Source organism: Bradyrhizobium diversitatis (assembly GCF_016031635.1).
Lineage (GTDB): Bacteria > Pseudomonadota > Alphaproteobacteria > Rhizobiales > Xanthobacteraceae > Bradyrhizobium > Bradyrhizobium diversitatis.
Window position 1 is genome coordinate 103,641 of sequence record NZ_JACEGD010000040.1, and the last position, 25,195, is coordinate 128,835.

The 25,195-nt window shown below is 64.4% G+C and carries 26 protein-coding genes and 2 pseudogenes; 21 read left to right on the forward strand and 7 right to left on the reverse strand.

Translation table 11 applies throughout. The annotated features are described in order from the left end of the window. Positions 1 to 6 precede the first annotated feature (6 nt). The 13 genes from H1B27_RS32675 to H1B27_RS32735 all read left to right on the forward strand — a co-directional run bounded on the left by H1B27_RS32675 (position 7) and on the right by H1B27_RS32735 (position 10,132). Positions 7 to 1,239, forward strand: a complete 1,233-nt coding sequence (locus H1B27_RS32675; RefSeq protein ID WP_131869544.1) for a flagellar hook protein FlgE — start codon at positions 7 to 9, stop codon at positions 1,237 to 1,239. Positions 1,240 to 1,273: 34 nt separating this feature from the next. Next, positions 1,274 to 2,749 (forward strand): flagellar hook-associated protein FlgK, encoded by a 1,476-nt coding sequence (flgK, locus tag H1B27_RS32680; RefSeq protein ID WP_061877125.1) that lies wholly within the window; start codon positions 1,274 to 1,276, stop codon positions 2,747 to 2,749. A 3-nt stretch (positions 2,750 to 2,752) separates the two neighbouring features. After that, the gene (locus H1B27_RS32685) at positions 2,753 to 3,799 is read left to right on the forward strand and encodes a flagellar hook-associated family protein (protein WP_197968873.1); all 1,047 of its coding nucleotides are present in this window, start codon (positions 2,753 to 2,755) and stop codon (positions 3,797 to 3,799) included. Positions 3,800 to 3,868: 69 nt separating this feature from the next. Then, entirely contained in the window at positions 3,869 to 4,213 is a 345-nt protein-coding gene (gene flaF, locus H1B27_RS32690) for a flagellar biosynthesis regulator FlaF (RefSeq protein WP_061877123.1), read from the forward strand. After that, positions 4,213 to 4,623 (forward strand): flagellar biosynthesis repressor FlbT, encoded by a 411-nt coding sequence (gene flbT, locus H1B27_RS32695; RefSeq protein WP_061877122.1) that lies wholly within the window; start codon positions 4,213 to 4,215, stop codon positions 4,621 to 4,623. The genes flaF and flbT overlap by 1 nt, the downstream gene beginning before the upstream one ends. A 15-nt stretch (positions 4,624 to 4,638) precedes the next feature. Then, positions 4,639 to 5,061 carry a flagellar hook assembly protein FlgD gene (gene flgD, locus H1B27_RS32700; protein ID WP_061877121.1) on the forward strand — a complete coding sequence of 141 codons (423 nt, stop codon included), beginning with the start codon at positions 4,639 to 4,641 and terminating at the stop codon, positions 5,059 to 5,061. Next, positions 5,058 to 5,324 (forward strand): flagellar biosynthesis protein FliQ, encoded by a 267-nt coding sequence (gene fliQ, locus H1B27_RS32705; RefSeq protein ID WP_027556656.1) that lies wholly within the window; start codon positions 5,058 to 5,060, stop codon positions 5,322 to 5,324. The genes flgD and fliQ overlap by 4 nt, the downstream gene beginning before the upstream one ends. Positions 5,325 to 5,400: 76 nt before the next feature. Then, positions 5,401 to 7,482, forward strand: coding sequence for a flagellar biosynthesis protein FlhA (gene flhA, locus H1B27_RS32710; RefSeq protein WP_061877120.1), 2,082 nt, complete (start codon positions 5,401 to 5,403; stop codon positions 7,480 to 7,482). Continuing rightward, positions 7,479 to 8,231 carry a flagellar biosynthesis protein FliR gene (gene fliR, locus H1B27_RS32715; protein ID WP_061877119.1) on the forward strand — a complete coding sequence of 251 codons (753 nt, stop codon included), beginning with the start codon at positions 7,479 to 7,481 and terminating at the stop codon, positions 8,229 to 8,231. Before flhA ends, fliR begins: the two co-directional genes overlap by 4 nt. A gap of 7 nt (positions 8,232 to 8,238) precedes the next feature. Beyond that, a complete protein-coding gene (locus tag H1B27_RS32720) occupies positions 8,239 to 8,658 on the forward strand; it encodes a hypothetical protein (RefSeq protein WP_197968874.1) in 420 nt (139 codons plus the stop codon). Next, positions 8,655 to 9,125, forward strand: a complete 471-nt coding sequence (locus H1B27_RS32725) for a rod-binding protein (protein ID WP_197968875.1) — start codon at positions 8,655 to 8,657, stop codon at positions 9,123 to 9,125. The genes H1B27_RS32720 and H1B27_RS32725 overlap by 4 nt, the downstream gene beginning before the upstream one ends. A 39-nt stretch (positions 9,126 to 9,164) precedes the next feature. Further along, positions 9,165 to 9,677, forward strand: coding sequence for a flagellar biosynthesis protein FlgN (locus H1B27_RS32730; protein WP_156504731.1), 513 nt, complete (start codon positions 9,165 to 9,167; stop codon positions 9,675 to 9,677). Further along, positions 9,674 to 10,132, forward strand: coding sequence for a hypothetical protein (locus tag H1B27_RS32735; RefSeq protein WP_061877116.1), 459 nt, complete (start codon positions 9,674 to 9,676; stop codon positions 10,130 to 10,132). Before H1B27_RS32730 ends, H1B27_RS32735 begins: the two co-directional genes overlap by 4 nt. 183 nt (positions 10,133 to 10,315) lie before the next feature. Here the strand turns inward: H1B27_RS32735 and H1B27_RS32740 are convergent, their stop codons facing one another. Together H1B27_RS32740 and H1B27_RS32745 are read right to left on the reverse strand one after the other, a co-directional pair. After that, positions 10,316 to 11,086, reverse strand: coding sequence for a winged helix-turn-helix transcriptional regulator (locus H1B27_RS32740; RefSeq protein WP_035670259.1), 771 nt, complete (start codon positions 11,084 to 11,086; stop codon positions 10,316 to 10,318). Between the two features lie 329 nt (positions 11,087 to 11,415). After that, positions 11,416 to 11,688 carry a hypothetical protein gene (locus tag H1B27_RS32745; RefSeq protein ID WP_197968876.1) on the reverse strand — a complete coding sequence of 91 codons (273 nt, stop codon included), beginning with the start codon at positions 11,686 to 11,688 and terminating at the stop codon, positions 11,416 to 11,418. A 213-nt stretch (positions 11,689 to 11,901) separates the two neighbouring features. Here H1B27_RS32745 and H1B27_RS32750 point away from each other — a divergent pair, with 213 nt between their 5' ends. Further along, the gene (locus H1B27_RS32750; protein ID WP_197968877.1) at positions 11,902 to 12,867 is read left to right on the forward strand and encodes a hypothetical protein; all 966 of its coding nucleotides are present in this window, start codon (positions 11,902 to 11,904) and stop codon (positions 12,865 to 12,867) included. 8 nt (positions 12,868 to 12,875) lie between these two features. Here H1B27_RS32750 and H1B27_RS32755 read toward each other — a convergent pair whose 3' ends face one another. After that, positions 12,876 to 13,454, reverse strand: coding sequence for a MarR family winged helix-turn-helix transcriptional regulator (locus tag H1B27_RS32755; RefSeq protein WP_197968878.1), 579 nt, complete (start codon positions 13,452 to 13,454; stop codon positions 12,876 to 12,878). 658 nt (positions 13,455 to 14,112) lie between these two features. Here H1B27_RS32755 and H1B27_RS32760 point away from each other — a divergent pair. Next, on the forward strand, positions 14,113 to 15,000 hold the full coding sequence (locus H1B27_RS32760) for a dienelactone hydrolase family protein (protein ID WP_061877113.1): 888 nt from the start codon (positions 14,113 to 14,115) through the stop codon (positions 14,998 to 15,000). Positions 15,001 to 15,056: 56 nt separating this feature from the next. Here the strand turns inward: H1B27_RS32760 and H1B27_RS32765 are convergent. Both H1B27_RS32765 and H1B27_RS32770 read right to left on the reverse strand, forming a co-directional pair. Continuing rightward, a pseudogene (locus H1B27_RS32765) lies at positions 15,057 to 16,321 on the reverse strand (serine hydrolase domain-containing protein). 122 nt (positions 16,322 to 16,443) lie between these two features. Further along, positions 16,444 to 17,292, reverse strand: a complete 849-nt coding sequence (locus H1B27_RS32770; protein ID WP_197968879.1) for an SDR family oxidoreductase — start codon at positions 17,290 to 17,292, stop codon at positions 16,444 to 16,446. Between the two features lie 167 nt (positions 17,293 to 17,459). Here H1B27_RS32770 and H1B27_RS32775 point away from each other — a divergent pair. Next, positions 17,460 to 17,989 (forward strand): annotated as a pseudogene (locus H1B27_RS32775) (HAD family hydrolase). Positions 17,990 to 18,035: 46 nt separating this feature from the next. On the opposite strand, the gene H1B27_RS32780 reads toward H1B27_RS32775, so the two are convergent. Then, on the reverse strand, positions 18,036 to 18,443 hold the full coding sequence (locus H1B27_RS32780; protein WP_197968880.1) for a nuclear transport factor 2 family protein: 408 nt from the start codon (positions 18,441 to 18,443) through the stop codon (positions 18,036 to 18,038). A 128-nt stretch (positions 18,444 to 18,571) separates the two neighbouring features. Further along, positions 18,572 to 19,261 carry an aspartate/glutamate racemase family protein gene (locus H1B27_RS32785; RefSeq protein ID WP_197968881.1) on the reverse strand — a complete coding sequence of 230 codons (690 nt, stop codon included), beginning with the start codon at positions 19,259 to 19,261 and terminating at the stop codon, positions 18,572 to 18,574. A gap of 218 nt (positions 19,262 to 19,479) precedes the next feature. Between H1B27_RS32785 and H1B27_RS32790 the strand changes: the two genes are divergently transcribed. The 5 genes from H1B27_RS32790 (at position 19,480) to H1B27_RS32810 (ending at position 25,091) form a co-directional block, all read left to right on the forward strand. Next, positions 19,480 to 20,268 (forward strand): metallophosphoesterase family protein, encoded by a 789-nt coding sequence (locus H1B27_RS32790; protein WP_197968882.1) that lies wholly within the window; start codon positions 19,480 to 19,482, stop codon positions 20,266 to 20,268. A gap of 218 nt (positions 20,269 to 20,486) precedes the next feature. Continuing rightward, positions 20,487 to 22,148 carry a thiamine pyrophosphate-binding protein gene (locus H1B27_RS32795; protein WP_197968883.1) on the forward strand — a complete coding sequence of 554 codons (1,662 nt, stop codon included), beginning with the start codon at positions 20,487 to 20,489 and terminating at the stop codon, positions 22,146 to 22,148. 4 nt (positions 22,149 to 22,152) lie between these two features. Continuing rightward, on the forward strand, positions 22,153 to 23,418 hold the full coding sequence (locus H1B27_RS32800; RefSeq protein WP_197968884.1) for an NAD(P)/FAD-dependent oxidoreductase: 1,266 nt from the start codon (positions 22,153 to 22,155) through the stop codon (positions 23,416 to 23,418). 9 nt (positions 23,419 to 23,427) lie between these two features. Beyond that, the gene (locus H1B27_RS32805) at positions 23,428 to 24,171 is read left to right on the forward strand and encodes an aspartate/glutamate racemase family protein (protein ID WP_061877105.1); all 744 of its coding nucleotides are present in this window, start codon (positions 23,428 to 23,430) and stop codon (positions 24,169 to 24,171) included. Positions 24,172 to 24,311: 140 nt separating this feature from the next. After that, positions 24,312 to 25,091: an SDR family NAD(P)-dependent oxidoreductase gene (locus H1B27_RS32810; RefSeq protein ID WP_061877104.1), complete on the forward strand. Its 780-nt coding sequence runs from the start codon at positions 24,312 to 24,314 to the stop codon at positions 25,089 to 25,091. Positions 25,092 to 25,195 lie beyond the last annotated feature (104 nt).

A 25,195-nucleotide genomic window follows, 5' to 3' on the forward strand; every position in this document is an offset into this window, starting at 1 on the left:
CAATTCATGAGCCTGTATGGTGTTATGCGCACCGGCGTTTCCGGTATGTCTGCGCAGTCCAACAAGCTGTCGACGGTCTCGGACAACATCGCCAACGTCAACACGACCGGCTACAAGCGGGCTTCCACGGAGTTCTCCTCGCTGATCCTGAAGAGCGGCTCCGGCAATTACGATTCCGGCGCCGTCGAGACCACGGTCCGCTACGCCATCAGCGACGCGGGACACACGCAGTTCACCACGTCGACCACGGACCTCGCCGTCCAGGGCAACGGCTTCTTCGTGGTCTCGAACGCCAACAACACGCAGCAATATCTGACGCGCGCCGGCTCGTTCGTGCCGGACGCCCAGGGCAATCTGGTCAACGCGGCCGGCTACTATCTTCTAGGGCAGCCCGGTCTCGTGACCAACTTCTCGCAGAACAGCCTGTCCGGCATGCAGATCGTCAACGTTGCCCAGGTTCCGCAGGTGCCTGTGCCGTCGACGGCGGCAACGCTCACGACCGGAAATCTGGATCCGAAGGCGGCTGTTATCGCCGGTCCGCCCGGCCCGGCGTCATACTCATCGAAGAGCTCGATCGTGGCCTACAACAATATCGGCCAGGCCGTTACGCTCGACGTCTATATGTCCCACACGGCGACGGCTGCCGGCTCGGATACCTGGCAGATTCAGGTCTATGACTCCGCGACGGGCACCTCGCTCGGCGCCGCCACCACGTTCACCTTCGACACCACGGCGGCCGGCAGGGGCGCGCTGGACGCGGCGAGCCCGACCGGTCTCACCGTGACCGTCCCCGGCGGTGCGGCGCTGACCATGGACCTGTCGAACATGACGCAGGTCGGAACCGACTTCAGCTTCAAGGCGACCGTCAATGGCAGCGTTCCCTCGGCCATCGACAAGGTCGACGTCGACGATGCGGGCCACGTGACGGCGATTCTCAAGAACGGGCAGCAGCTGACGCTCTACACGATCATGCTTGCCGACGTCGCGAGTCCCGACAATCTGACGCCCGAGCCGGGCAACGTCTATTCGACCAACCTGGATTCCGGCAACGCGCAGGCGGGAAATGCCGGCACCGGCGGGCTCGGCACGATCCAGTCCGGCGCCCTGGAAGCCTCCAACGTCGACCTCGCGGACGAACTCACCGGGATGATCGAGGCCCAGCGCGGCTTCACTGCGAACTCGAAATCGTTCCAGACCGGTGCCGACCTGCTCGACGTCGTCGTCAACTTGAAGCGCTGAATTCTTCAGCGCCCATTCCGGGCAAGAGCAACCCATGTCCCTGACCTCCGCTCTCGACTCCGCTCGCGCTTCGCTCATGGCGTCGGGCATTCAGTCGTCGACGATCTCGCGCAACATCGCCGGTGCCAGCGCTGCCGGCTATTCGCGCAAGATCGCCGTGCTGGACAATCTGCCAGGTGCCGGCGTCTACGTCGCGGCGATCCAGCGCGCCGCGAGCGGCGGCCTGTTCACCAACGTCCTGACCGCGACCTCGGCGTCCGCCAAGCAAAGCGTGATCTATGACGGTCTCCAGAAGATTGCGGCATCGACCGTGGATGATCCCGAGCTGGATCAATCGCCGACGGCGCAGCTCAATGCGCTGAAGCAGGCGCTGCAGAAATATGCCAACGCCCCGGACAACACCACGCTGGCGCAGGCGGCGGTCGCGTCCGCCAAGGACATGGCCACCGCGCTGAACCAGGCGACCCGGACCGTGCAGTCGGTCCGCGAGGGCGCCGATGCCGACATGAGGACGTCGGTCCAGAACATCAACCAGCTGCTCTCCCAGTTCGAGACGGTGAATACCGCGATCGTGAAGGGCACGATCTCCGGCGACGACATCACCGATTACCTCGACCAGCGCGACAACATCGTCTCGCAGCTGTCGCAGGAGGTCGGCGTCACGATGTCGATCCGTCCCAACGGCGACGCTGCGCTCTACGCCGACAGCGGTGTCGTGCTGTTCGACAAGACGGCGCGGACCGTGAGCTTTGCGCCGACGAATGCCTACACCGCCGGCACCACGGGCAATGCGGTCTACATCGACGGCGTCCCCGTGACCGGGGCCAATTCGGTGATGCCGCTGAAGTCGGGCAAGCTCGCGGGTCTCGCCCAGCTGCGTGACCAGGACGCCGTCACTTATCAGAGCCAGCTCGACGAAATCGCGCGCGGCCTGATCAACACTTTCAGGGAAATCGATCAGACCGCCGCGGCGCTGCCCGACGTCCCCGGTCTGTTCACCTATCCCGGCGCGCCGGCCATGCCCGCGAGCGCCACCGTCTCGGTGGGCCTCGCCGGCACGATCTCGGTCGCCGCATCGGTCGATCCGGCCTTGGGCGGCAACCCGAACCTGCTGCGCGACGGCGCGATCAGCGGAAACCCCGCCTACCAATACAACACCGCGGGCAACGGCGGCTACTCGACCCGGCTGCAGCAGCTCATCGACGGCATGGATGCGTCGCAACCGTTCGATCCAACAACGCAAGGCAAGCCGAGCGGCAACCTGATCGACTTCGCATCGTCGTCGACGAGCTGGATCGAGAACCAGCGCAAGACCGCCAACGACAACTCCGAGTACCAGAACACGCTGCTCAACCGCAGCATCACGGCGTTGTCGAACGTCAACGGCGTCAACATGGACGACGAGATGGCGTTGATGCTCCAGGTCGAGCGAACCTACTCGGCCTCGTCAAAGATCATTTCGACCGTCGATGAAATGCTGCAGAGCCTGCTGGCTGCCGTGGGGAACTAAGCCATGATGAGCGCGAACTACGTCTCGACCTTGATGCTGTCCTCGTCCTTGAGGTCTTCGATCACGAATAACCAGGCTGCGCTGAGCAAGGCATCGACGGAGGCAACCACCGGCCGCTTCTACGACGTCGGCCTCGAACTCGGCGCCACGGCGGGAAGCGACCTCACGCTGCGGGCGGACTGGAGCTTTGCCGATCAACTCGTCGACACCAACGGGCTCGTCGCGGGACGCCTGGACGTGACGCAGAACCGCATCACCCAGCTCAACAAGACCGCGACCGACTTCCTCAAGGATCTGATCGCGGCCCGCAGCACCGACGGCGGCGGGCGGGTCATCCTGCCGCCTGCAGCCTCCAATCTCCAGGACCTGATCGGCGCGTTGAATGTCTCCTATAACGGCTCGTCGCTGTTCTCGGGCATCAACACGCAGAACGCGCCGATCACGCCGTACGCCGCGGGCTCGGCCAGCAAGAACCAGGTCGATGCGGATTTTCTCGCGGCGTTCGGCTTCCCGCAATCCTCGGCCGCCGTGGCCACCATTACCGCGGCCCAGATGCAGACCTTCCTCGACACCACGTTCGATGCCGAGTTCGCGAGCCCGGCCTGGAATACCAACTGGTCATCGGCGACGGACCAGACCATGCAAAGCCGCATCTCGACGACCGAGATCGCCGATACGTCCGTCAGCGCCAACGAGGCCGGCTTCCGCAAGCTCGCGGAGGCCTACACCATGATGGCCGATCTCGGGAATGTGAACCTGAGCCAGGAGACGTTCCAGGTCGTCGTGGACAAGGCCATCGGCCTTGTCGGCAACGCCATCAACGACCTCGCTGTGCTCGGCGGCAGCGTCGGCACGGTCCAGCAGCGGGTCACCACCGCAACCGCCAAGCTCAAGACGCAGCAGGACATTCTGAACAATCAGATCGTCGGTATGGAGAAGGTCGACCCGACCGAAGCCTCGGTCCGTGTCAACACCCTGCAGACCCAGATCCAGACCGCCCTGGCGCTCACCTCGCAGCTCCAGAAGATCAGCCTCATCAATTATCTCTGAGCCAAGGCTGCCCCTGGAAGCCTCGTAACCCTTGTCGAGTTGTTCGGTCTCCTGCGAAGAGTGGTCCTGATGACGTTTGAAGCCTATGAAGCGGTCGTTGACGAAAGTGGCTATGAGGCGCGAAGCCGCGAACGACAGGCGCTCACTCTCGGAATCGACCGGCTCGAGCGGATCCAGAAGGATCGCTTCAGTATCGAGGACCTGGTCGAGAGCCTGCTCTATGTGCGGCGGCTGTGGACGATCTTCATCGAAGATCTCGCGCACCCGGAAAACGGGCTGCCGGACAAGCTGCGCGCCGACATCATCTCGATCGGCCTATGGGTCGTCAAGGAAGCCGACCGTCTCCGCGAGCAGAGGTCGAACGACGTGGTGCAGCTCATCGAGATCAACCGCCTGATCAGAGACGCGCTCTAATGAAGATCTCCTTGCGGGCGGGCGAGCGGATCTACATCAACGGCGCGGTGCTTCGCGTGGACCGCAAGGTCTCCGTCGAGCTCGTCAACGACGTGATGTTCCTGCTCGAAGGCCAGATCATGCAGGCTTCCGACGCCACCACGGCGCTGCGGCAGCTCTATTTCATCGTCCAGCTCATGCTGATGAATCCGACCGACGTCCGCGATGCCGCGGCGCTCTACGCGCAACATCACGCGGCCCTGTGCGCCGTGTGCGAGAGCCGCGAGATGCTTGACGGACTTGGTGTCGTCGACGAGCTGGTAAGCGCGACCCGCTACTTCGAAGCGCTCAAGCGGATTCGAGCCCTGTTCCCGGTGGAGCAGGCCATCCTGGCCGGCGCCGCCACCGTTTCCCCATTCGAGGCTGCCTGACAGCGGAGAGGCCAGATGAACGTCACCAGCGCAACCGACACGACCGGAAATGGCTCCAGTTCGAACAGCACGAACTCGCCGACGTCGAGCAACAGCGTCGACTACAACACGTTTCTTCAGCTCCTCATCGCCGAGATGAAGAATCAGGATCCGACCAACCCGATGGATACCTCGCAATATATGAGCCAGTTCGCCCAGCTCTCGACGGTCGAGCAGGCGATGCAGACGAATTCGAAGCTGGACGCGCTGCTGTCCTCGCAGTCCCTGTCGCAGGCCAACGGGCTGATCGGGAAGACGGTCAGCTTCACCGATTCGACCGGTGCCAGTTTCAGCGGCAAGGTCGTTTCGGTCTCCATCAACAGCGACGGCTCTATCGCGACGCTCGCGGACGGCACGAAGGTCGCCGTCGGGCCCGGACTCACGATCAGCCAGTCATGAACGAGCGAGACGCTCTCGATATCGTCCAGGCCGCGATCTGGACCATCATCGTCGCCTCCGGGCCCGCGGTCGGCGCCGCGATGCTGGTCGGCACCATCATCGCGTTGATCCAGGCCCTGACCCAGATCCAGGAGGTGACGCTGACCTTCGTTCCGAAGATCATCGTCATTCTCCTCGTCGTTGCCGTCTCGGGCTCCTTCATCGGCGCGCATCTGTCGACCTTCACTGAGATGGTCTATTCGCGGATCGAGCACGGCTTCTGATCCGGACAGCCCCGGCACCACCCTCGCGTAAGCTTTGCGCGGCAGATTGCGAACCGGACCCTTCTGCCGGTGACCCATGGCCGATACGTTAGCTGCCAGCCTGCCCAGCCCGCGCCGCCTCGGAGCGGACGCCTTCTTCGCGGCCGGCATCGTGGCCATGCTCACGATCCTGTTCCTGCCGATTCCTCCGATCCTGATCGATCTCGGCCTCGCATTCTCGATCGCGCTGTCGGCGCTGATTCTGATGGTCGCGCTATGGATTCAGCGACCGCTCGACTTCTCGGCCTTCCCCACCGTGCTGCTGATCGCGACGATCCTGCGCCTGGCGCTGAACATCGCGACGACGCGTCTGATCCTGTCGCGGGGCGGGGAGGGCGAACAGGCCGCAGGTCATGTCGTTGCCGGCTTCTCGAAGTTCGTCATGGGTGGCGACTTCGTCATCGGCCTGATCATTTTCGCGATCCTTGTCACGGTGAATTTCGTCGTGATCACCAAGGGTGCGACGCGTATCGCCGAGGTCGGCGCCCGTTTCACCCTGGACGCCATTCCCGGCAAGCAGATGGCGATCGACGCGGATCTGTCCGCCGGCCTGATCGACGACAAGGAAGCCCAGCGCCGTCGGCGCGAGCTCGAAGAGGAGAGCGCGTTCTTCGGCGCCATGGACGGCGCCTCGAAGTTCGTCCGCGGCGACGCCATCGCCGGCCTCATCATTACTGCGATCAACATCTTTGGCGGCATCGTCATCGGCGTCACCCATCACGGATTGACTCTCTCCCGCGCCGCCGACGTCTACACCAAGCTTTCCGTCGGCGACGGTCTGGTATCGCAGATGCCGGCGCTGATCGTTTCGCTGTCCGCGGGCCTCCTGGTCTCCAAGGGTGGCACCAGAGGCTCGGCGGAGCAGGCGGTGCTGCGGCAGCTCGGCGGCTATCCGCGCGCGGTGTCGGCTGCCGCGCTGATGATGTTCGTGCTCGCCCTGATGCCGGGACTGCCGATGGCGCCGTTCGTGCTGCTTGGGGGTGTCATGGCCTTCGTCGGCTATTCGCTGCCGAGGCGGCAGGCGGCGCGGGAGCGCAAGGAGGCGGCATCCAAGGCCGACGAGCGCGCCCAGGCCGAGGCCAAGGAATCGGTGAAGGAGCAGCTCAAGACCGCCGAGATCGAGCTGGCGCTCGGCGGCCACCTTTCGGTCCATCTCTTGGGCTCGCGCACCGAGCTTGCCCACCGCGTGGCCAAGATCCGCAAGAAGTTTGCCAAGCAGTACGGCTTCGTCATTCCCGAGATCAAGCTCACCGACAATCTGTCGATCGATCCCAAGAGCTACCAGATCCGGATCCACGACACGCGCGTTGCCCATGGCGAGCTCAGGCTCGGCGAGGTGCTGGTGCTGGTCGACAAGGACGGCAAGCCCGACGTGCCGGGTGACGAGGTGATCGAGCCTGCCTTCGGCATGAAGGCGCTGTGGGTGACGGAAGCCTTCACCGACGAGGTCAAGCGGCAGGGCTGCAAGCCGGTCGACAATCTGTCGGTGCTGCTCACCCATTTGAGCGAAGTGATCAGGGCGAACCTCGCCCAGCTCCTGTCCTACAAGGACATGCGCGGGCTGCTCGACCGGCTCGATCCCGAATACAAGCGCCTTGTCGAGGATCTCTGCCCCTCGCAGATCTCCTATTCGGGCCTGCTGACGATCCTCAAGATCCTGCTGGCCGAGCGAGTCTCCATTCGCAATCTTCACCTGATCCTCGAGGCGATCGCGGAGATCGCGCCCCATGTGCGGCGCTCCGAGCAGGTCGCAGAGCACGTGCGGACGCGGCTTGCCCAGCAGATCTGCGGCGACCTCTCCGACAATGGCGTGCTCAACGTGGTCCGTCTCGGCAACCGCTGGGACCTGGCGTTCCACCAGAGCCTGAAGCGCGATGCCAAGGGCGACGTCGTCGAGTTCGACGCCGACCCGCGCCTGATCGAGCAGTTCGCGACCGAAGCCAGCGCCGCGATCCGCAAGTTCACCGAGAACGGCACCAGCGTGGTGCTGGCGGTGACCCCTGAAGCCCGTCCCTATGTCCGGATGATCCTGGAGCGGGTGTTCCCGACCCTGCCGATCCTGTCGCATGTCGAAGTCGCGCGCAGTGCCGAGATCAGGGCGCTCGGAGCCGTATCGTGATCAGCGGCCTCGCCGACAGCGTACTGGTGACGTTCATCGTGTTCTGCCGCATCGGCGCCTGCCTGATGCTGGTGCCCGGCTATTCCAGCGTCAACGTTCCGCCCCAGGTGCGCTTGTTCGTCGCGCTGGTCACGACGTTTGCGCTGACACCGATCCTGATCGCGGTCCTGAAGCCGCTCACGGACAACGCGGCACCGCTGACGCTGGCGCTCCTGATCTGTTCGGAGCTCGTGGTCGGCAGCGTCATCGGGCTCGGCGGGCGCGTGTTCTTCCTCGCGCTCCAGACCATGGCGACCATGATGGCCAGTGCGATCGGGCTCAGCAACATCCCGGGCACGCCGATCGCCGACACCGATCCGGCGCCGGCCCTGGTGCCGCTGATCATGGCAGCCGTCACCACGCTGTTCTTCATGACCGACCAGCATTGGCAGGTGCTGCGCGGGCTGATGAACTCGTACGACGTCTGGCAGCCCGGCAGCAAGCTTGGTGGCAGCATGGCGCTCGAGCTGCTCGTCGGCCGTCTCTCGGAAGCGTTCGTGCTGACGCTGCGGATCACCAGTCCCTTCATCGTCTATTCGGTGATCGTCAACCTGGCGGTCGGCCTGATCAACAAGCTGACGCCGGCGATCCCGGTCTATTTCATCTCCGTGCCGTTCGTGCTGTTCGGCGGCTTCCTGCTGCTCTACCTCACCAGCGACGAACTGCTGACGCAATTCATGCTCGGCGTCTCGTCCTGGCTGGCGGAGTGATCCGGTCATGACGTCGCGCTCGGACAAGCTCGGCCGGTTGGTCTCCTTGGTGAAGCTCCAGCTTCGGCTGTCCGAATGGCAGCTCGCGCAACTGCGGCAGCAGGAGCGCAGCCTGCAGGACGAGCAGGAATGGCTGGTCGGAGCCCTGAACGACGGCAGGCCGCCCGCGGGATCGTCGAGCGAATCGATCGCGCGGCGCCTGAACAGGACGAGCGTCGGCGCACGCGCGGTGCAGGCGCAGGCCGCGCAGCAGCTCGACCATGTCCGCGCGGAAAGCCGCCGCGTGAAGCAGCTCGAGGAGGTCGCGAAGGCCGCGCTCGCCGACAAGCTCCGTGACGCGGAGAAGCGTGCGCTCGAGGAGATGACGGGAATAAGCCCTGCCGTGCGCGCCTGGATGCCACGGCCAGCCAACCGGGACAAGATATGATCGTGACCGCGACACCCGACCTCGTTCTCGATGTCCTCGAAGCCGCCGATCCCGTGACGCAGCGCGCGGCGACCGCGAAGCTCGACACGTTGAAATCCGCCGATGCCGATTTCGCCGCCACGATGGACGCGGAGATCGGCAAGGCTGCCGCCGATCAATCCGCGAAGGTTGCGGAATCGCAGCCGGGTGCAGTGAACGGTCCGCCGGTGCAGGTGATCAAGGCGCCGGGATCTGGCGATGTTTATCGCAAGTTCGAAGCGTTCATCCTCCAGACCTTCGTCGAAACGATGTTGCCGAAGGAGTCGGAGGAGGTGTTTGGCAAGGGCACGGCTGGCGGCGTCTGGAAGTCGATGCTTGCAGAGCAGCTTGGCAACCAGCTGGCAAAGGGCAAGGGCATTGGCATTGCCAAGCAGCTCGCCGCCGCACATCCGGCCGGACCGGACGCGGCGGGGAAGGCTGGATCATGATCTGCGAACGGGTGACAGAAGTTGAGGGGTGAATTTCCGATGCAGGCACAAGAAGGTGCGGCGGCCATGGCGATGGACCAGGCGGTCGCGGACAGCGAAATGATGACGACGGAAGCAGCAGCAAGCGATGCGCTGCTGCCTGTCCTGCTGCCGATCGTGGGCGGCGAGGCGGTGGTCGAGGCCGCGGATGCGGTGAGATCGGACGAGGTGCGCGGCCTGCTGGCCGCAATCCGCCGGCTCGCGAGTATCGTCGAGGAGGAGACGGCCGCGCTCGCGACGGGTCGGAAGATCGATTTCGACGATTTCAGCGCGCGGAAGAGCCGGAGCATGCTCGAATTCGTCCGCCTGATGCGGGCGCGGATGCATCTCGGCGGCGAAGTCGAGATCACCGAGGAGATTCAGCGGCTGCGCGAGAAGCTCGAGCGGAATCGTTCCATTCTGGAAATGCACTACGATGCGGTGCGTGAGGTCGCGAGCATCATCGTCAAGGCGATCAAGGAGGCCGAGTCGGACGGCACCTATACCGGTCGCACAGCGCAGGACGGAAAATGATCAGACTGGTGCTGGCCGGGCTCTGGGTATGCATCCTCACCGCGGGCACGAGCTATGCCGTCGCCTATTGGAAGGAGAACGGCAGCCTGCTGCCGGCGAAGGACGAATATCTCGACGGGCTGCAATATCAGAAGACGCGGGCACTGAGCGTGCCCATGGTCGAGAACGGCAATGTGCAGGGCTACATCGTCGCGCGCTTCGTCTACACCGTCGAGGGGCGGACCATGCGCCAGCTGAACGTTCCGCCGGAGCCGTTCGTCGTCGACGAGGCCTTCCGCAGGATCTATGCCGACGAGCGCCTCGACTTCAGGAAGCTCGCCCGTTACGACCTGTCCATCCTGACCACGGCCATCAAGCAGCGCGTCAACGAACGGATGCAGGCTGAAGTGGTCCAGGACGTCCTGGTCGAGGATTTCAACTACGTGTCCAGGGAAGAATTCCAGCAGAAGCCGTAGAGCAAGCCATCCGGAACGGCGTTTCCGGGAGGATCGTGCCCCCAATGGCCAGCTGACGGCGCCACGACAGTCGCGCCGCGAATGCACGCATATGTCCTGCCGTCTCTGCCGCTGGAAGTACAACGGCCTCTGCGAAGTTGCTCGCAGAGGCCGTTGCAGGTTTGGCGGCAGCCTCCTGCCGTGTCAGTTTCCGGCCGGATAGGCCGCCGGGGCGGCATGGGCTCTGTTCAGGAGGATCCCGACCTCGTCGAGTTCCTGCACCGGCTCGTCGAGGGTCTCGCCGGCCGGGATATTGAGGCGGTATCCGACGTAGCGTCGGGCCACGATCGCGTCGAAGCCAAGGCGGTCGCGGAGCTTCTTGCGCAGCTTGCTGACGTGACTCTCGATCACGCTCTCGTCGAAGGTGGACTCGAAGATGCCGTAGACCGCGTTGAAGATCTGCGTCTTGGTGATCCACTTGCCGTGGTTGGCGACCATATATTCGAGAATGCGCAGTTCGCGGCGGGGCAGGGTGAGGGCGTGGCCCGCGATCTCGGGGTCACGGCCGTTGAAGAAGACCTGAATCCTGCTCTCGCAGGGCCTCGGCAGCTCGCCTACGCGGCGCCGCGCGATGGCGGCCGTTCGGGCGAGGATCTCCCGCAAGTGAACCGGCACGTGCACGACATCGTCGACGCCCGATTCGAACAGCTCCAACGTGTTCTTGAGCATCTTCTGGCCGCTCACGGCGATGATGGGCGCCGAGGAACGCTTGCGCATTGCCCGTGGCAGACTTCCGCGTGCATCGCAATCCCCGAGGAGAAAGGCGTCCACCGCCGCCAAATCCGATTCACTCGCGGATTGCAGCCAGTCCCAGAATTCTCCGGAAGAGAAGCCGATCGACGACACGCCTTCGCGAACCAGCCCTCCAACGTAGCTGTTCGCGACGCTCTCGCGATCATCAACGATAATATACATCAGTCTTTCGCCCCTGTTTCGCACTTGTTGCGGCCGGATGGTTGTTGTGATGCTCCGGCTCGGCAACGATGCTGTTTGACGACATTCCTTCCCGCGAACCGTTGTTATGGTTTCGATATTCGCGGGCAGCCCTACGCATTCAGTGCCTGCGTCACGCAGGCCTGCTACATCAACTCGATACTGAACGCTTACTGGCGTGAGGCCCGGCGGGTGCCTTGCGGATCACCTCGCGGAGCGGATTGAGAAACGACCTAGATCAGTTGCGCCAAGTTGCTCATCGCTTCCGAACACTGCTGAACCGTGTCGATCTCCTCGCCAACTGGCGAGAATCACTTGAGTAGGACCGTAACAATTGCCGATTTCCGATCAAGCGTGCGCAGCAAAGCGGTTGCTACACGTGCTTGATGCTGTTGATTCATTTCCGGTTGTTTCTTGATGTATTCAATCGCATCAGTTGATTTGGTTTCCAAACTAGTTTTGCACTGCGGCGGATGTAAAGTTCCGCATCCCCGTGCAATTACAGCTGTTTTGAGTAGAGCAACGGTCTTGCAAATCGAGCCCTCTTCAACCCCGGATTGACTCTGGCGCTTGTCTTTCCACATGCGACAAGTCGACTCACTTGTGGCGACACGACTCCAGCTTGGTGAAATCTGGGCGAGTGTGTGTCTTTCGAGTCGCACTATCGCCGCGTGTATGACGTGATCCGATTCGCAACACCGCATCGCGCGCTATGGAAAGTTTCGATGCACACGTCTCAGGCAAGCTTCGGCAAATAACGTCACCGTTCGACAGGTCGAACGAACGGAGCATTTCACATGTTGTCCGATGGACAAGCTCGTCCCAACGCGACCGCGGATGCTTCCGCGGTGGCGAAGCCGGCTCCGGAGGCGCGCGATACAAAGGATGGTGCGACGCGAGCGGACAAGCCCGCTGCGAGCGCAAAGCGTGTATCGGCCGCGGCGAGCGACGAAGCTCTCGCGAAGGAAGCTCTCGAGGGGCTGAAGCGCATTCGTGCCAAGGCGCGCCTCGACAAGATGGCGATCCCGAAACCAGCGCCGGCCGTGATCAAGCCGGCCGTGATCGTGGCCAAGCCACCGCCGCCCCGTCCGACATGGGTCGCACCGCTCGCAACTCTCGCGGTCGCTGCCATGCTGGTGGTCTGCGCCTGCACCGGCGTGATCGCCTATCTCACCACCCAGCCCGCTCAGAACAACGTTGCGACCAATACCGAGATCAGGAATCTGCGCGAGACCGTGGCGCAACTGCGCAGGCAGGTGTCGGGCGTGTCCGAAAATCTCGATGGCTTGCGTACTGCGGTCGATCAATCGAGCAAGGCGACGAATGATCGCTTCGGCAGATTTGCCGAGAACCTGGACCGGATCGAGCGGGTGAGTTCGTCCTCGACGGCGAAGCTCGACAAGCTTGCCCAGGCACAGGTTCAGACCCAGGTGCAGGCTCCAGCGCCGGCGGCAATGGTGCAATCGCAGCCGGCGTCGCCGCAAGGGCCGATGATGGCTTCGGTCGCAGCGCCCGAATTCACGGGCTCGGTGCCTGCGTCCGAGCGTACGTCGGTGCCGCGCAAGATGATCAAGGGCTGGTCGGTCCGCCAGGCCTATGAGGGGATTGCGATTCTGCAAGGCCCGAACGGGGTCATCGAGGCCGTGCTGGGACAACAAGTGCCCGGCCTCGGCCGCATCGAAGATATCAGAAACGAGAACGGGCGCCTGGTGGTGGAATCCAGCGGCGGCGTCATCTATTCGTTACGCAAGGCGACGCCTTGAGCAGCCTTCTATTGACGGTGATGCTCGAAGCTGGTGCATAGCAGATCGACCTCCGTCTCCGCGATCGGTGCACGAAACAGGCGGCAGCTGAACTCGACCGTCGTCTTGCCGTCCGTGGTGGTGCGATCTTCCCGCAGGAAGATGCATCGCTTGCAAACGTCGGTGTGATGCCGCTGCTCGGCTGCGTCGGACTGATCCAGCACGTGCCGGAACGTGTCGCGGAAGCGGATCTTGACGTCGTCGTCGAGAACGGCAATCGCCTCGATGAGAACGTTGACGGGGTCGCGCACCAGGAACTTCTTGCCCTGCTGGGTCACGCTCAACATCACCGACCGCTTGTCGGTGGCCGAACGTTTTCGTTCGAGGTAGCCGAGCCGCTCGAGCTCGCCGATGATGAACGAGGCGGTGCCCCGCGTGGTGCCGACGTAGCTCGCCAGCGCCGATGGCGTTCGGGAAAACCGGTTGGCCCGGGAGAGAAAGCGCAGCGCCATCCATTCGCGGTCGCGCAAGCCGTGCTTGGTGCCTTCGAACCACAGGATTCGCGCGGCCTGCTCCAACAGTTCAATCGATTCGCGAGCCAAATTCATTTCAGTTCCAGGTCGTATAAGCGTCCATTCAATTGAGCTTTGGGTAGCGCAATCTGAGTGGACGAGAATGAATCCCGCGGGCGCTCCTTCGTCCGTTGGCGGGCGGCGGATTGCTGGGGGAAGATGCCTTTCCGTTTCGGAGATGGAACTTCCGGCCGTGGAACTAGGGCGTCACAAAGTAAGTTCGAGTAAATCGCGCAGCTCGGATCCTCAGAAAATTTCAATCAAATGACGACGGTTCGCCCGGTAATTGGCGATGGTGTTCGATGCGCGAGCAACATGATGTGTCGTTGCCGCCGCTCCAATGGCCATTTGTTGCGGCTGATCATGTCGAGTGTGCGAACAGGGGCATTCTTCGCAACCTCTGGCGGCGTGGCAGGCCGGGAAAGAACCGACTTTTTCGGTTAATGGATGTTGCGATGCAATGCAGCTAGACGGTTAAGTCCGGCACACGCGCGATCCAGGGAATGTCAGGGTGTCGTTGGGCATTGGACAAGCCGCGCGGTTCAACGACAAAACGTGCCGCCTTCATTGCTATGGCCGGCAATATCCTGGAATTCGACGATTCATGCTCGCAGGCTGGTGATTTGCGTTTCGCCAGCAACTATTGGCGAATGCGTCGCCCCAGGGGTAGCAGGCAGCAGGAAGGAATGGACCGATGAGCTTCGAAACCACCATGGCATCCGACGTCGTCGGGCTGACCAAAAGCGCCCCGGTCTCACGTCGCGGATTCATGAGTGCCACCGCGGCCGTGGCGGCGGGCTATACGCTTGCGGCCGGGCCCGTGCGCGCCGAGGTGGTCACGACCGACACCAACGGTCTTGAGGCCGGTGATGCCAAGATCAAGGTCGGCTCCGAGGAGATGCCCGCCTATTTCGCCCGCCCGGCCGGCAATACCAGGGCGCCGGTGATCGTCGTGGCGATGGAGATTTTCGGCCTGCACGAATACATCAAGGACGTGACGCGGCGCCTGGCCAAGCTCGGTGCGTTCGCGGTCGCGCCCGACTATTATTTCCGCAAGGGCGTCGACCTGACCAAGGTCTCGGAGATCAAGGATCTGCTGGCTGTGGTGAATGCCAAGCCGGACGCCGAACTGATGTCCGATCTCGATGCGACGGTGACGTGGGCGGGATCGCGCGGCGGTGACGTCACCAGGCTCGGCATCATCGGCTTCTGCCGGGGCGGCCGCACGGTCTGGGAGTACGCCGCCCATAGCGGCGCTCTCAAGGCAGGCGTCGCCTTCTACGGCACGCTGGTCGATCCTGCCAGTCCGTTGTGGCCGAAGAGCCCGATGCAGCTCGCGCCAGAGATGAAGGCGCCGGTGCTCGGCCTCTATGGCGGCGCCGATACCGGCATTCCCGTCGCCCAGGTCGAGCAGATGAAGGCAGCGCTCGAGCAGAACAAGAAGACGGCCGAGTTCAAGATCTATCCCGAAGCGCCGCACGGCTTCCATGCCGACTATCGCGGGAGCTACCGCAAGGACGCCGCAGAAGACGCCTGGAAGCAGGCGCAGGCCTGGTTCAAGAAGTACGGCGTGTTGAGCTGATGCATGGTTTCGAAGGGCGGCCCGATCGGCCGCCCTTTGATTTGCACGCAGCGACCTCACTTCACCATCGCGCCGTAGACGATGTCCTGGACCTGCTCGCGGTAATATTTCCTGAGCTCACCAGGGGCCGCCGTCCCCACCACCACGACGAGACGCTCCTCGGGGTCGCAGAAGAACTGCGTTCCGTAGGCGCCGTTCCAGGTGAACTCGCCTGGATTGCCGGGGACTGACGACAATCCCTCGCTGATCCGGACCGCAACCGAAAGGCCGAAACCGAAGCCGCCGCGATGCGGCTCGACATTGGCCACCTTGTTCTTGATCTCGGGGCCGAGGTGATTGGACGTCATGTGATGCACGGTCTTCGGACCGAGGATGCGCTGGCCGTCCAGCTCGCCGCCGTTGAGCAGCATCTGTCCGAAGCGGATGTAGTCGCCGACCGTCGCGAACGAGCACGCGCCGCCACAATCGAACTTGGTCGGGGTGTCCAGGAGCTTGATGGCCTGCGGCTTGCCGGTCAGCGGATCGTTCGTGAACGGGCGGGCAAGGCGAGGGCGCTGGGCGTCGGTCGGGTGGAAGGTCGCATCCTTCATGCCGAGCGGCTGCCAGACGTTGGCGGCGAGATAGTCGCCGAGCTTCTGCTCGCTCACCTTCTCGACGACCGCGCCGAGCACGTCGATCGAAAAACCATACTCGAACTCGGTCGAGGGCTGATGCGCCAATGGCAGTTTGGTGATGCGGTCGATGAAGGCCTGGGTGTCGCCTCGATCGCCGGCGCGATGCCGTCGGGATATTGCCGCGCCACCGGGCTCGATGAGTCCGGGCGGCCGCCATACATCAATCCCGACGTATGCCGGTAGAGATCGTGGATGAAGATCGGCGAGGCCTGCGGCTCGAGCTTGAGCGAACCGTCGGCCTGGGGAACGCCGACCTTCATGTCGGCGAAGCCCGGGTAGTAGTCGGACAGCTTGGCCTGGAGCGGCAGCCGTCCCTGCTCCATCAGCGTCAGGCCGGCGACCGCGGCCATCGGCTTGGTCATCGAGGCCAGCGCAAAGATCGCATCGATCGGCATCGGCGTGCTCTTGGCGGGATCGAGCATGCCATAGGCCTTGTAGTGGACGAGCTTGCCGTCGCGCGCGATGGCGACCACTGCGCCGGGTACGCGCTTGGCCGCGATCTCGCGCGCGAAGAAGCTATCGAGGCGCGCAAGGCCCTGTTTCGAAAAACCGACGTCGTCGGGATTGGCTTCGGGCAGCGGCGCGGCGCGCGCCGCACCGAGCGCGATGACGGCAGTCGCAGCGATCATGGCGATCGTCTTGTTCATTGCATTCTCCCAAGAGGCGAGCTCGTTGTGTGGTGGCTCGCTCGATGGCTAGATCACGACCGCACTGGGATGAAGTCAAGCGCGGGCAAGGCATGTCTGGGAGGCGTGGGAGTGCAGGAACCCTATCGTCCTTCGCCTGCCCGCCACAGCGCGTCGAGGCCGTGCCGATAGGTGGGGTAGGCCGGCGAGACGCCGAGCTCGCGCTTCAGTTTCGCGTTGGAGACACGGGCGCTGCTGGCATAGAAGCTGCGGGCCATTGCCGACATCTCGGCGGTCGCGAACGCTTCTTCTGACGGCGGCGCCACGCCCATTAGCTTCGCCGCATAGGCGATCACGTCCTGCGGCGGCGCGGGCTCGTCATCGCAGACGTTCCAGGTGCCGCCGTTCGGGTAACGAATGGCGGCCATGATCGCGCTGGCGATGTCGTCGACGTGGATGCGGTTGAAGATCTGTCCCGGCTTGATGATGCGCCTCGCCGTTCCCGCGCGCAGCGTCACGAGCGCGTTGCGACCGGGACCGTAGATGCCCGCGAGCCGCAGGATCGCCGCATCGCCGCGCGCCGCGTCCGTCCAGGCCTGCTCCGCGGCAACCCGCATGCGCGTGCGGTCGAGGACGGCCTGCAGCGGCGTGCCCTCGTCGACCCACGCGCCGCCGTGATCGCCGTACACGCCGATGGTGGAGAGATAGACGACCTTGCGGCGGCCTTCCTGTAGCACGTCGCCGAACGCCGTGGTCGCGGGATCGCCGGCGCTGCCGGGCGGGATCGACACCAGGAGGACATCGGCGTCGCGAACCTGCTGAACCGTCTCTTGCGACGGACGGCTGCCGGAAAACGGATGCACCTCAAGGCGGCCGAAATCGTTCCGTTGCGCGGGGTCGCGCACGGTGCCGGCGACATGCGAGAAGCTGCCGCCGTATTGGCGAACGAAGTGCCGGGCACTGTAGCCGAGGCCGAGGATGAAGAGCCGCATGCGTCTCCTGTGCAGGTCGGAGTTCCCGCTCGCGCCGTGGCGCCTCTCGCTCATAAGAGATTTTTGGGTCCGGCAAAAGATATTGCGATTTGTCGCGCCTGCCGCTTCGCGCGATCCTCGCTCGTCACAGGCAGCTCGGGAGGGAGGCGTCGTTGGCGACCGGATCGATCGTTCAGGCGGGAGCGCCCGCGGCAGCGCGATGCGATGCCGGTGAACTGATCCGGCGCGCGGCTGCGCTGATCTTCGACGTCGACGGCACCCTCGCCGAGACCGAGGAGCTGCATCGGCAGGCCTTCAACTTCGCCTTCGCCCGCCACGGTCTCGACTGGCGGTGGGACCGTGCCGTCTACAAGGAGCTGTTGCGGGTCACGGGCGGCAAGGAGCGCATGCGCGCCTACCAGACGAGGCTGGGGACCGCTCCGCCATTGTCGGACATGGACATCGCAGAGCTGCACCGCGTCAAGACCGCGCATTATGCCGAGCTGATCGAAACCGGCTGCTGCCCCTTGCGGCCGGGCGTGACGGATCTGCTCGCTGCGGCCCGATCGAGGATTCCGCCAACGGCCTGGTTGCGGCCTCGCGTGCCGGCATCCCGGTTCTGATCACGCGCAGCATGTTCTTTGGGGACGATGACTTCACCGCGGCGCGGGTCGTGCTGGACGACCTGTCGGAACTCGGTGCCGCCACCAAAAACTGAGGAACAACCCCATGCACAGTAGATCACGCCTACGTGATCGCTGCGGTCAGTGGACGCGGTGACTCGCTCTATCGTCCTCGGCCTGTTCGACAATCTGCGCGATCGGGCTGGACTGGTGGTGCACGAGGCGCCAGTCGTCGCCGACGCGGCGAAAATGGTTCGCGGCGGCCAAGGCGGTGCCGTCGACAATCTCGATGCAGAGCACCCGCGCGCTGTCGCCATCGACGATCACCTGCGGCTCGGCGCAGACGATCTGCGGCCGCTCCGGGTTTTGCAGGATGTCGCGCCAGCTTCCGATCACGGTGGCGCGCCCGATGATGGCCGGCCAGCCGGGATGGATGCAGGAGATGGCGTCGTCATCCGCCCACATCCGCTGCATTTCGTCGAAATCGCCGGCCGAAAAGGCGGCGTAGAAGGCCGCGTTGGCGGCGATGACCTTACTGTCGTTTGCCATGCCTCCGGGGTGGGGCAAGGACAGGCAAAAATCAAGCGCAACTTCCGTCGATTTTGGCCGCAGTGCAGCATTCAAGTTCGCGTCCGCTCTGTGGGCGGTTCACGCGGGGGAAGGTGGGCGAAGACGCATCATCCGATCGCAAAATCGGCTGCCGTCTCCGCGTGAATGGCCGTCGTGTCGAACGTCTCGACCGAGGTATCGTCCTGGCCGACCAGCATCGTGATCTCGGTGCAGCCGAGGATCATGCACTCGGCGCCGCGGACGACGAGGGCCGCCATCACCTCCTGATAGCGACGGCGCGAGGGAGCGGCGACGTGCCCGAGACACAGCTCGTCGTAGATGATGCGGTTCACGTCGGCGCGCTCGTCGGCCGGAGGAATCAGCACATCGAGATCATGCGCGCGCAGCCGGTCGATGTAGAAATCCTGCTCCATCGTGAACTTGGTGCCGAGCAGCCCGACCCGCCGGTATCCCTTGGCCCGAATCCGCTGCGCCGTCGCGTCGCCGATGTCGATGAACGGAACGGTCACGCTGGCCGTGATCTCGGGCGCCAGTTTATGCATCGTGTTCGTGCAGAGCACGATCGCACGCGCCCCGGCGCTTTCGAGCCTCCGTGCGACCTCCGCCAGGCTGGCCGCCGCCTCCTGCCAGCGGCCGGCATACTGCATCTGTTTGATCTCCTCGAAATCGTAGGAATACATCAACAATGGTGCCGAATGCAGCTTGCCCATGCGGTCGCGGACCCGCTCGTTGATCAGCTTGTAGTAGAGCGCGGTGCTCTCCCAGCTCATGCCGCCGATCAGGCCGATGGTTTGCATTCCAGTGCTCCCGGCAGTGATTCAATGGGATCGTAGACGAAGACGCCGAAGCCCGGTAGCCGTCCCTTGATTGCGGCACCTTCGTCGTGTCATTGTTCCCCAGCGCCGATTTGATCCTCAGCTTGCGGGCGCTTCTACAAATGCAGCTAAAGAGAACCGCTATCCCTGCATCGTCCCGCATTGCGTGAATCGTCGGCCATCTCGACTGGGAGGGTCACATGAAATTTGCTGCGATCGCGGATGTGCACGGGAATCGTCCGGCGCTGGACGCCGTCCTTGCGGACATTGCCGCGCTCGGTATCGACGACGTCGTAAATCTTGGCGACCACGTCAGCGGGCCGCTCGAGGCCGCAAGAACTGCAGACCTGCTCATCGAGCGCGGCTTTCCGTCGGTGCGGGGCGATCAGGATCGAATCCTCCTGGAGCTCCGGCAGGCGGGTACTTCGGCGCGCAGCGATTTCCAGCAACTCGCGCGCAAGCATTTCGACTGGATGGCAAGCATGCCACCCACGCTGATGTACAGAGACCGGGTATTCCTGTGCCATGCGTCACCCAGGAACGATGCCGCCTTTTGGCTCGATCAGATAGCCGATGACGGCGGCGTGCGTGCCAGTCCGATCGAGGCGATCGAGTCCGAGGCCGAGGGGATCACGGCCGAAGTCATCCTGTGCGGGCACACTCACATTCCGAGGGTCGTTCGTCTGAGGGATGGTCGACTGGTCGTAAACCCCGGCAGCGTCGGGCTGCCCGGCTACGACGGGAAATTGCCTGTGCCTTACGTCGTTGAGGTCGGCACGCCCCACGCGTGCTATGCCCTGCTGGAGCATGCCGGAGGAGCCTGGACCGCGACGATCCGCTACGTGCCCTACGATAGTGCGGCCATGGCCGCACTTGCGCGCAGCAAGGGCATGCTCACCTGGGCGAGCGCGATTGCAACCGGTTGGATTCGGTCGGAGCGGAGTTGGGCCGCACCAGGTCAGAACGGCACTCCGTGGTCGCCGCGCTGACGCCGCGCACCTCGAAGCGCTCCGGTATCTGTTCACGGATCTGGTCCAGGGTGGCCGCGACAGGGGCGGTCGTGCAAACGGCAGGGACGGGCATGCCGCCTGCGCAGGGTGCGAAAAGCCTTTCGATCTTGCGCGTCCTGTCGGCCTGTCCTACGCCACGTCCGGACGAAATTTTGCGAGGCGGTGAGGGGCACTGCCGAAGTCTCGAGGGAGCCGACATGACCATTCGCAACACCCGCATCGGGGGCCAGATCCTGATCGATCAGCTCGTCGCCCAAGGCGTCGAGCGCGTCACCTGCGTGCCGGGCGAGAGCTATCTGGCGGCGCTCGACGCACTGCATGACAGCCCGATCGACGTCATGATCTGCCGGGCCGAAGGCGGTGCGGCGATGATGGCGGAGGCCTATGGCAAGCTCACGGGGCGGCCCGGCGTTTGCTTCGTCACCCGCGGGCCCGGCGCGACCAATGCCAGCCACGGCGTCCACATCGCGATGCAGGATTCGACCCCGATGATCCTATTCGTCGGCCAGGTCGACACCGGCATGCGCGAGCGCGAGGCGTTCCAGGAGCTCGACTACAAGGCGGTGTTCGGCTCCATGGCGAAATGGGCGGTCGAGATCGATCGCCCTGATCGCATTCCGGAGCTGGTGGCGCGCGCCTTCCGCGTCGCCATGCAGGGCCGCCCTGGTCCCGTGGTGATCGCGCTGCCGGAGAACATGCTGACCGAGACCGCCGCCGTTGCCGATGCCATGCGCATCGAGCCCGCCGTGAGCTGGCCGGCACCTGCCGATATCGAACGCGTCGGTGCGATGCTTGCGAGCGCCAAGGCGCCGCTCGTCATTCTCGGCGGCTCGCGCTGGACCGAGGAGGCGACCAGAAGCATTGCGCGCTTTGCCGAGCGGTTCGACCTGCCGGTCGCGACCTCGTTCCGCAGGGCCTCGCTGATCGACGCCGATCATTCACACTATGCCGGCGATCTCGGCATCGGGCCGAGCCCAGGCCTGAAGGCGCGCATCGAGGGTGCCGATGTCATTCTGCTGATTGGCGGCCGCATGTCGGAGATGCCGTCCTCGTCCTATACGCTGCTCGACATTCCGACCCCGCATCAGAAGCTGATCCACGTGCATCCGGGCTCCGAAGAGCTCGGCCGGGTCTATCAGCCGGCGCTTGCGATCCAGGCGACGCCTGCCACGTTCGCCGCGGCGGTCGAGACGCTGAAGCCAACAGGCGCGGTGGCCTGGAAGGGCGAGGCCGCCAAGGCACACGCCGATTATCTCGCCTGGACCGGGAAGGCCCGCGAGCTGCCGGGCTCGTTCCAGTACGGCCAGGTGATGACCTGGCTGCGCGACCGCCTGCCGAAGGACGCCATCGTCTGCAACGGCGCCGGCAACTATGCCGGCTGGATCCATCGCCATCACCGCTTCCACAGCTTTGCCGCCCAGCTTGCGCCGACCTCGGGCTCGATGGGCTACGGCGTGCCGGCGGGCGTGCTGGCCAAACGGCAGTGTCCGGATCGTGTCGTCGTCGCCTTCGCCGGTGACGGCTGCTTTCTGATGAACGGCCAGGAGTTCGCGACGGCCGTGCAGTATGACGCGCCGCTCGTCGTCATCGTCGTCGATAATTCGCAGTACGGTACCATCCGCATGCATCAGGAGCGCGACTACCCCGGTCGCGTCGTCGGCACCCAGCTCAAGAATCCTGACTTTGCGATGTACGCGAAGGCGTTCGGCGGCCATGGCGAGCGCGTCGAGCGCACGGAAGAGTTCGCGCCGGCGTTCGAGCGCGCGCTGGCGTCGGGCAAGCCGTCGATCCTCCACTGCATCATCGATCCGCGCGCGATCTCGGTCGGCAAGGATTTCACGCCGGCGGTGAAGGCTTAAAGCGATGCCGGCCGGCCGCCACGTCGCCATCATCGGTGCCGGCGCGATCGGTGTGATCAGCGCGATCGAGGCGCTACGCGAGGGCCATCGCGTCACGCTGATCGATCCGGGCGAGCCCGGCGGCGAGCAGGCGGCGAGCTACGGCAATGCCGGCTGGCTCTCTTCGCATTCGGTGATCCCGCCGGCTGAGCCGGGCATCTGGAAGAAGGTGCCGGGCTATCTGATGGACCCGCTCGGCCCGCTCGCGATCCGCTGGTCCTACTTGCCGAAGGCGTTGCCCTGGCTGGTCAAGTACCTGCTCTCGGGCTGGACCGCGGCGCGGGTCGAGACCACGGCGTTCGCGCTGCGCGATCTCCTGAAGGACGCGCCGCTGCTGCACAGGAAGCTCGCGGAAGAAGCCGGTGTCCCCGAGCTGATCGAGCGCAACGGCGTGATGCATGTCTTCCCCTCGCGCGGCAATTTCGACAATGACCTCGGCTGGCGCCTGCGCAGGAAGGTCGGCGTCCAATGGCTGGAGCTCAACGCGGATGAGATGCGCCAGCGCGAGCCGGAGCTGCATCCGCGCTACACCTTTGGCGTGGTGGTGGAGGAGGCCGGGCGCTGCCGCGATCCCGGCGCTTACGTTGCTGCGCTTGCCAATCATGCGATTGCGAGTGGTGCGAAGCACGTGCGCGCCAAGGCGACCGGGCTGAAGCTCAATGGTGGCAAGCTCGTCGCCGTTATCACCGAGACCGGCGAGATTGCCTGCGATGCCGCGGTGATCGCCGCCGGCGCGCGATCCAGGCAGCTTACCGCGTCGGTCGGCGATCCCCTCCCGCTCGAAACCGAGCGCGGCTATCATGTCGTGATCGAGAATCCGGAATCGGGCCCGCGCAGCTCGATGATGGCGTCCGACGCCAAGATGGTGGTGAACTGGACCAACAAGGGCCTGCGCGCCGCCGGCACGGTGGAGATCGCCGGCTTGGAGGCCGCGCCCAACTGGAAGCGCGCCGAAATCCTGCGCAGCCACCTCCTCAGCATGTTTCCGAAACTGCCGAAGGACATCCCGGCCTCCCGCATCAAGTCCTGGTTCGGCCATCGCCCGAGCATGCCGGACGGACGGCCCTGTATCGGCTACGCGCGCGCCTCGCGCGACATCGTCTATGCTTTCGGCCACGGCCATGTCGGCCTCGTCGGCTCGGCCCGCACCGGCCGTCTCGTCGCCCAGCTCCTGAGCGGCAAGGCGCCAGAAATTCCACTCGCGCCGTTCGCGCCCGATCGTTTCCTCTGAGAGCGCACCATGACCGTCTCAGCCAGCCCATCCTCCCGCATCGCCCGTGGTGGCAAGGCCATCTATGGCGCGCCGCTCGGCATCCTGATGCTGGAGGCGCGCTTCCCCCGGATTCCCGGCGACATGGGCAACGGCACGACCTGGCCGTTCCCCGTGCTCTATCGTGTGGTGAGCGGCGCCTCGCCGGAGAAAGTGGTGCTGAAGGGCGCCGCCGGCCTGCTGCCCGACTTCATCGACGCGGCCAAGGATTTGGTGCGGTTAGGCGCCGAGGCCATCACCACCAATTGCGGCTTCCTCTCGCTGTTCCAGAAGGAGATCGCGGCGGCCGTCTGCGTTCCCGTCGCGACCTCGTCGCTGATGCAGGTGCCGTGGGTGCAGGCGACCCTGCCGCCCGGCAAGCGCGTCGGCCTCGTCACGGTGTCGGGCTCGACCTTGACGCCGGCCCATCTCGAAGGCGCCGGCGTGCCGCTCGACACGCCGCTGGTCGGCACCGAGAACGGCAAGGAGTTCTTCCGTGTCCTGATCAAGGCCGAGAAGGACGATATGGACATCGCGCAAGCCGAGCGCGACGTGGTCGAGGCCGGCAAAGAGCTCGTCGCCAGGAATCCGGATGTCGGTGCCATCGTGCTCGAATGCACCAACATGCCGCCTTATGCCGCAGCGCTTCAGGCCGAAGTCGGGCTGCCGGTCTACGACATCTATTCCATGATCACCTGGTTTCATGCCGGGCTGCGCCCGCGCGTCTTTGCGTGAATGCGTCCGCGAGATCGTCACTAAAGCATGATCCGGAAAAATGCGCAGCGGTTTTCCGAAAGGATCATGCTCAAACAATAACCCAAAGCGCGATGACGATTCGTCGTCATCTCATCGCGCTTTAGTCCAGGAGTGAACCCATGAAATTATCCGGCAAGGTCGCCGCCATCACCGGCGCAGCGCGCGGCATCGGCAAGGCCTGCGCGAAGAGATTTTTGGACGACGGGGTCAAGGTCGTCATCTCCGACGTCGATGCCGAGGGCTTGGCTGCCACGGCCGCCGACCTCGGACGGCCGGATGCGCTGCGCACCATCGTCGGCAACGTCGCCAAGCGTGCTGATGTCGATCAGCTGGTCGCGACCGCGGTGAAGGAGTTCGGCCGTCTTGACATCATGGTCAACAATGCCGGCGTCGCCCGCAACCGGGACATCCTCGACATTACCGAAGAGGAATTCGACGAGATCATCGGCATCAATCTGAAAGGCGCGTTCTTCGGCGTGCAGGCAGCGGCGAGGCAGATGATCGCGCAGGGCGGCGGCGGGGTCGTCATCAACATGTCCTCGGTGAACGCGCTGCTGGCGATCCCGGCGCTTGCGACCTACGCGATGTCGAAGGGCGGCATGAAGCAGCTGACGTCGGTTGCCGCCGTTGCGCTCGCCCCGCACAACATCCGCGTCGTTGCGGTCGGACCGGGCACGATTTTGACCGACATGGTGAGGTCGTCGATCTACACCTCCGAGGACGCCCGCAAGACGGTGATGTCACGCACGCCGGCGGGCCGGGGCGGCGAGCCGAGCGAGGTGGCCTCGGTCGTGGCGTTCCTCGCCAGCGACGATGCGTCCTACGTCACCGGCCAGACGATCTATCCCGATGGCGGCCGGCTCGTCCTGAACTACACGGTGCCGGTGAAGGAGAAGTAGGGCGTTGTCGCCCCACACTCGGTGTCATCGCCCGCGAAGGCGGGCGATCCAGTACTCCGAGGCGGTCGTGGGTTGAATCGATGGGCCCCGGCGTACTGGATTCC

Bases quoted from the DNA above. Each gene is read 5' to 3' on its own strand.
- H1B27_RS32675 (WP_131869544.1), top strand. From the start codon at position 7: ATGAGCCTGTATGGTGTTATGCGCACCGGCGTTTCCGGTATGTCTGCG.
- flgK (WP_061877125.1), top strand. From the start codon at position 1,274: ATGTCCCTGACCTCCGCTCTCGACTCCGCTCGCGCTTCGCTCATGGCG.
- H1B27_RS32685 (WP_197968873.1), top strand. From the start codon at position 2,753: ATGATGAGCGCGAACTACGTCTCGACCTTGATGCTGTCCTCGTCCTTG.
- flaF (WP_061877123.1), top strand. From the start codon at position 3,869: ATGACGTTTGAAGCCTATGAAGCGGTCGTTGACGAAAGTGGCTATGAG.
- flbT (WP_061877122.1), top strand. From the start codon at position 4,213: ATGAAGATCTCCTTGCGGGCGGGCGAGCGGATCTACATCAACGGCGCG.
- flgD (WP_061877121.1), top strand. From the start codon at position 4,639: ATGAACGTCACCAGCGCAACCGACACGACCGGAAATGGCTCCAGTTCG.
- fliQ (WP_027556656.1), top strand. From the start codon at position 5,058: ATGAACGAGCGAGACGCTCTCGATATCGTCCAGGCCGCGATCTGGACC.
- flhA (WP_061877120.1), top strand. From the start codon at position 5,401: ATGGCCGATACGTTAGCTGCCAGCCTGCCCAGCCCGCGCCGCCTCGGA.
- H1B27_RS32720 (WP_197968874.1), top strand. From the start codon at position 8,239: ATGACGTCGCGCTCGGACAAGCTCGGCCGGTTGGTCTCCTTGGTGAAG.
- H1B27_RS32725 (WP_197968875.1), top strand. From the start codon at position 8,655: ATGATCGTGACCGCGACACCCGACCTCGTTCTCGATGTCCTCGAAGCC.
- H1B27_RS32730 (WP_156504731.1), top strand. From the start codon at position 9,165: ATGCAGGCACAAGAAGGTGCGGCGGCCATGGCGATGGACCAGGCGGTC.
- H1B27_RS32735 (WP_061877116.1), top strand. From the start codon at position 9,674: ATGATCAGACTGGTGCTGGCCGGGCTCTGGGTATGCATCCTCACCGCG.
- H1B27_RS32740 (WP_035670259.1), bottom strand. From the start codon at position 11,086: ATGTATATTATCGTTGATGATCGCGAGAGCGTCGCGAACAGCTACGTT.
- H1B27_RS32745 (WP_197968876.1), bottom strand. From the start codon at position 11,688: ATGTGGAAAGACAAGCGCCAGAGTCAATCCGGGGTTGAAGAGGGCTCG.
- H1B27_RS32750 (WP_197968877.1), top strand. From the start codon at position 11,902: ATGTTGTCCGATGGACAAGCTCGTCCCAACGCGACCGCGGATGCTTCC.
- H1B27_RS32755 (WP_197968878.1), bottom strand. From the start codon at position 13,454: ATGAATTTGGCTCGCGAATCGATTGAACTGTTGGAGCAGGCCGCGCGA.
- H1B27_RS32760 (WP_061877113.1), top strand. From the start codon at position 14,113: ATGAGCTTCGAAACCACCATGGCATCCGACGTCGTCGGGCTGACCAAA.
- H1B27_RS32770 (WP_197968879.1), bottom strand. From the start codon at position 17,292: ATGCGGCTCTTCATCCTCGGCCTCGGCTACAGTGCCCGGCACTTCGTT.
- H1B27_RS32780 (WP_197968880.1), bottom strand. From the start codon at position 18,443: ATGGCAAACGACAGTAAGGTCATCGCCGCCAACGCGGCCTTCTACGCC.
- H1B27_RS32785 (WP_197968881.1), bottom strand. From the start codon at position 19,261: ATGCAAACCATCGGCCTGATCGGCGGCATGAGCTGGGAGAGCACCGCG.
- H1B27_RS32790 (WP_197968882.1), top strand. From the start codon at position 19,480: ATGAAATTTGCTGCGATCGCGGATGTGCACGGGAATCGTCCGGCGCTG.
- H1B27_RS32795 (WP_197968883.1), top strand. From the start codon at position 20,487: ATGACCATTCGCAACACCCGCATCGGGGGCCAGATCCTGATCGATCAG.
- H1B27_RS32800 (WP_197968884.1), top strand. From the start codon at position 22,153: ATGCCGGCCGGCCGCCACGTCGCCATCATCGGTGCCGGCGCGATCGGT.
- H1B27_RS32805 (WP_061877105.1), top strand. From the start codon at position 23,428: ATGACCGTCTCAGCCAGCCCATCCTCCCGCATCGCCCGTGGTGGCAAG.
- H1B27_RS32810 (WP_061877104.1), top strand. From the start codon at position 24,312: ATGAAATTATCCGGCAAGGTCGCCGCCATCACCGGCGCAGCGCGCGGC.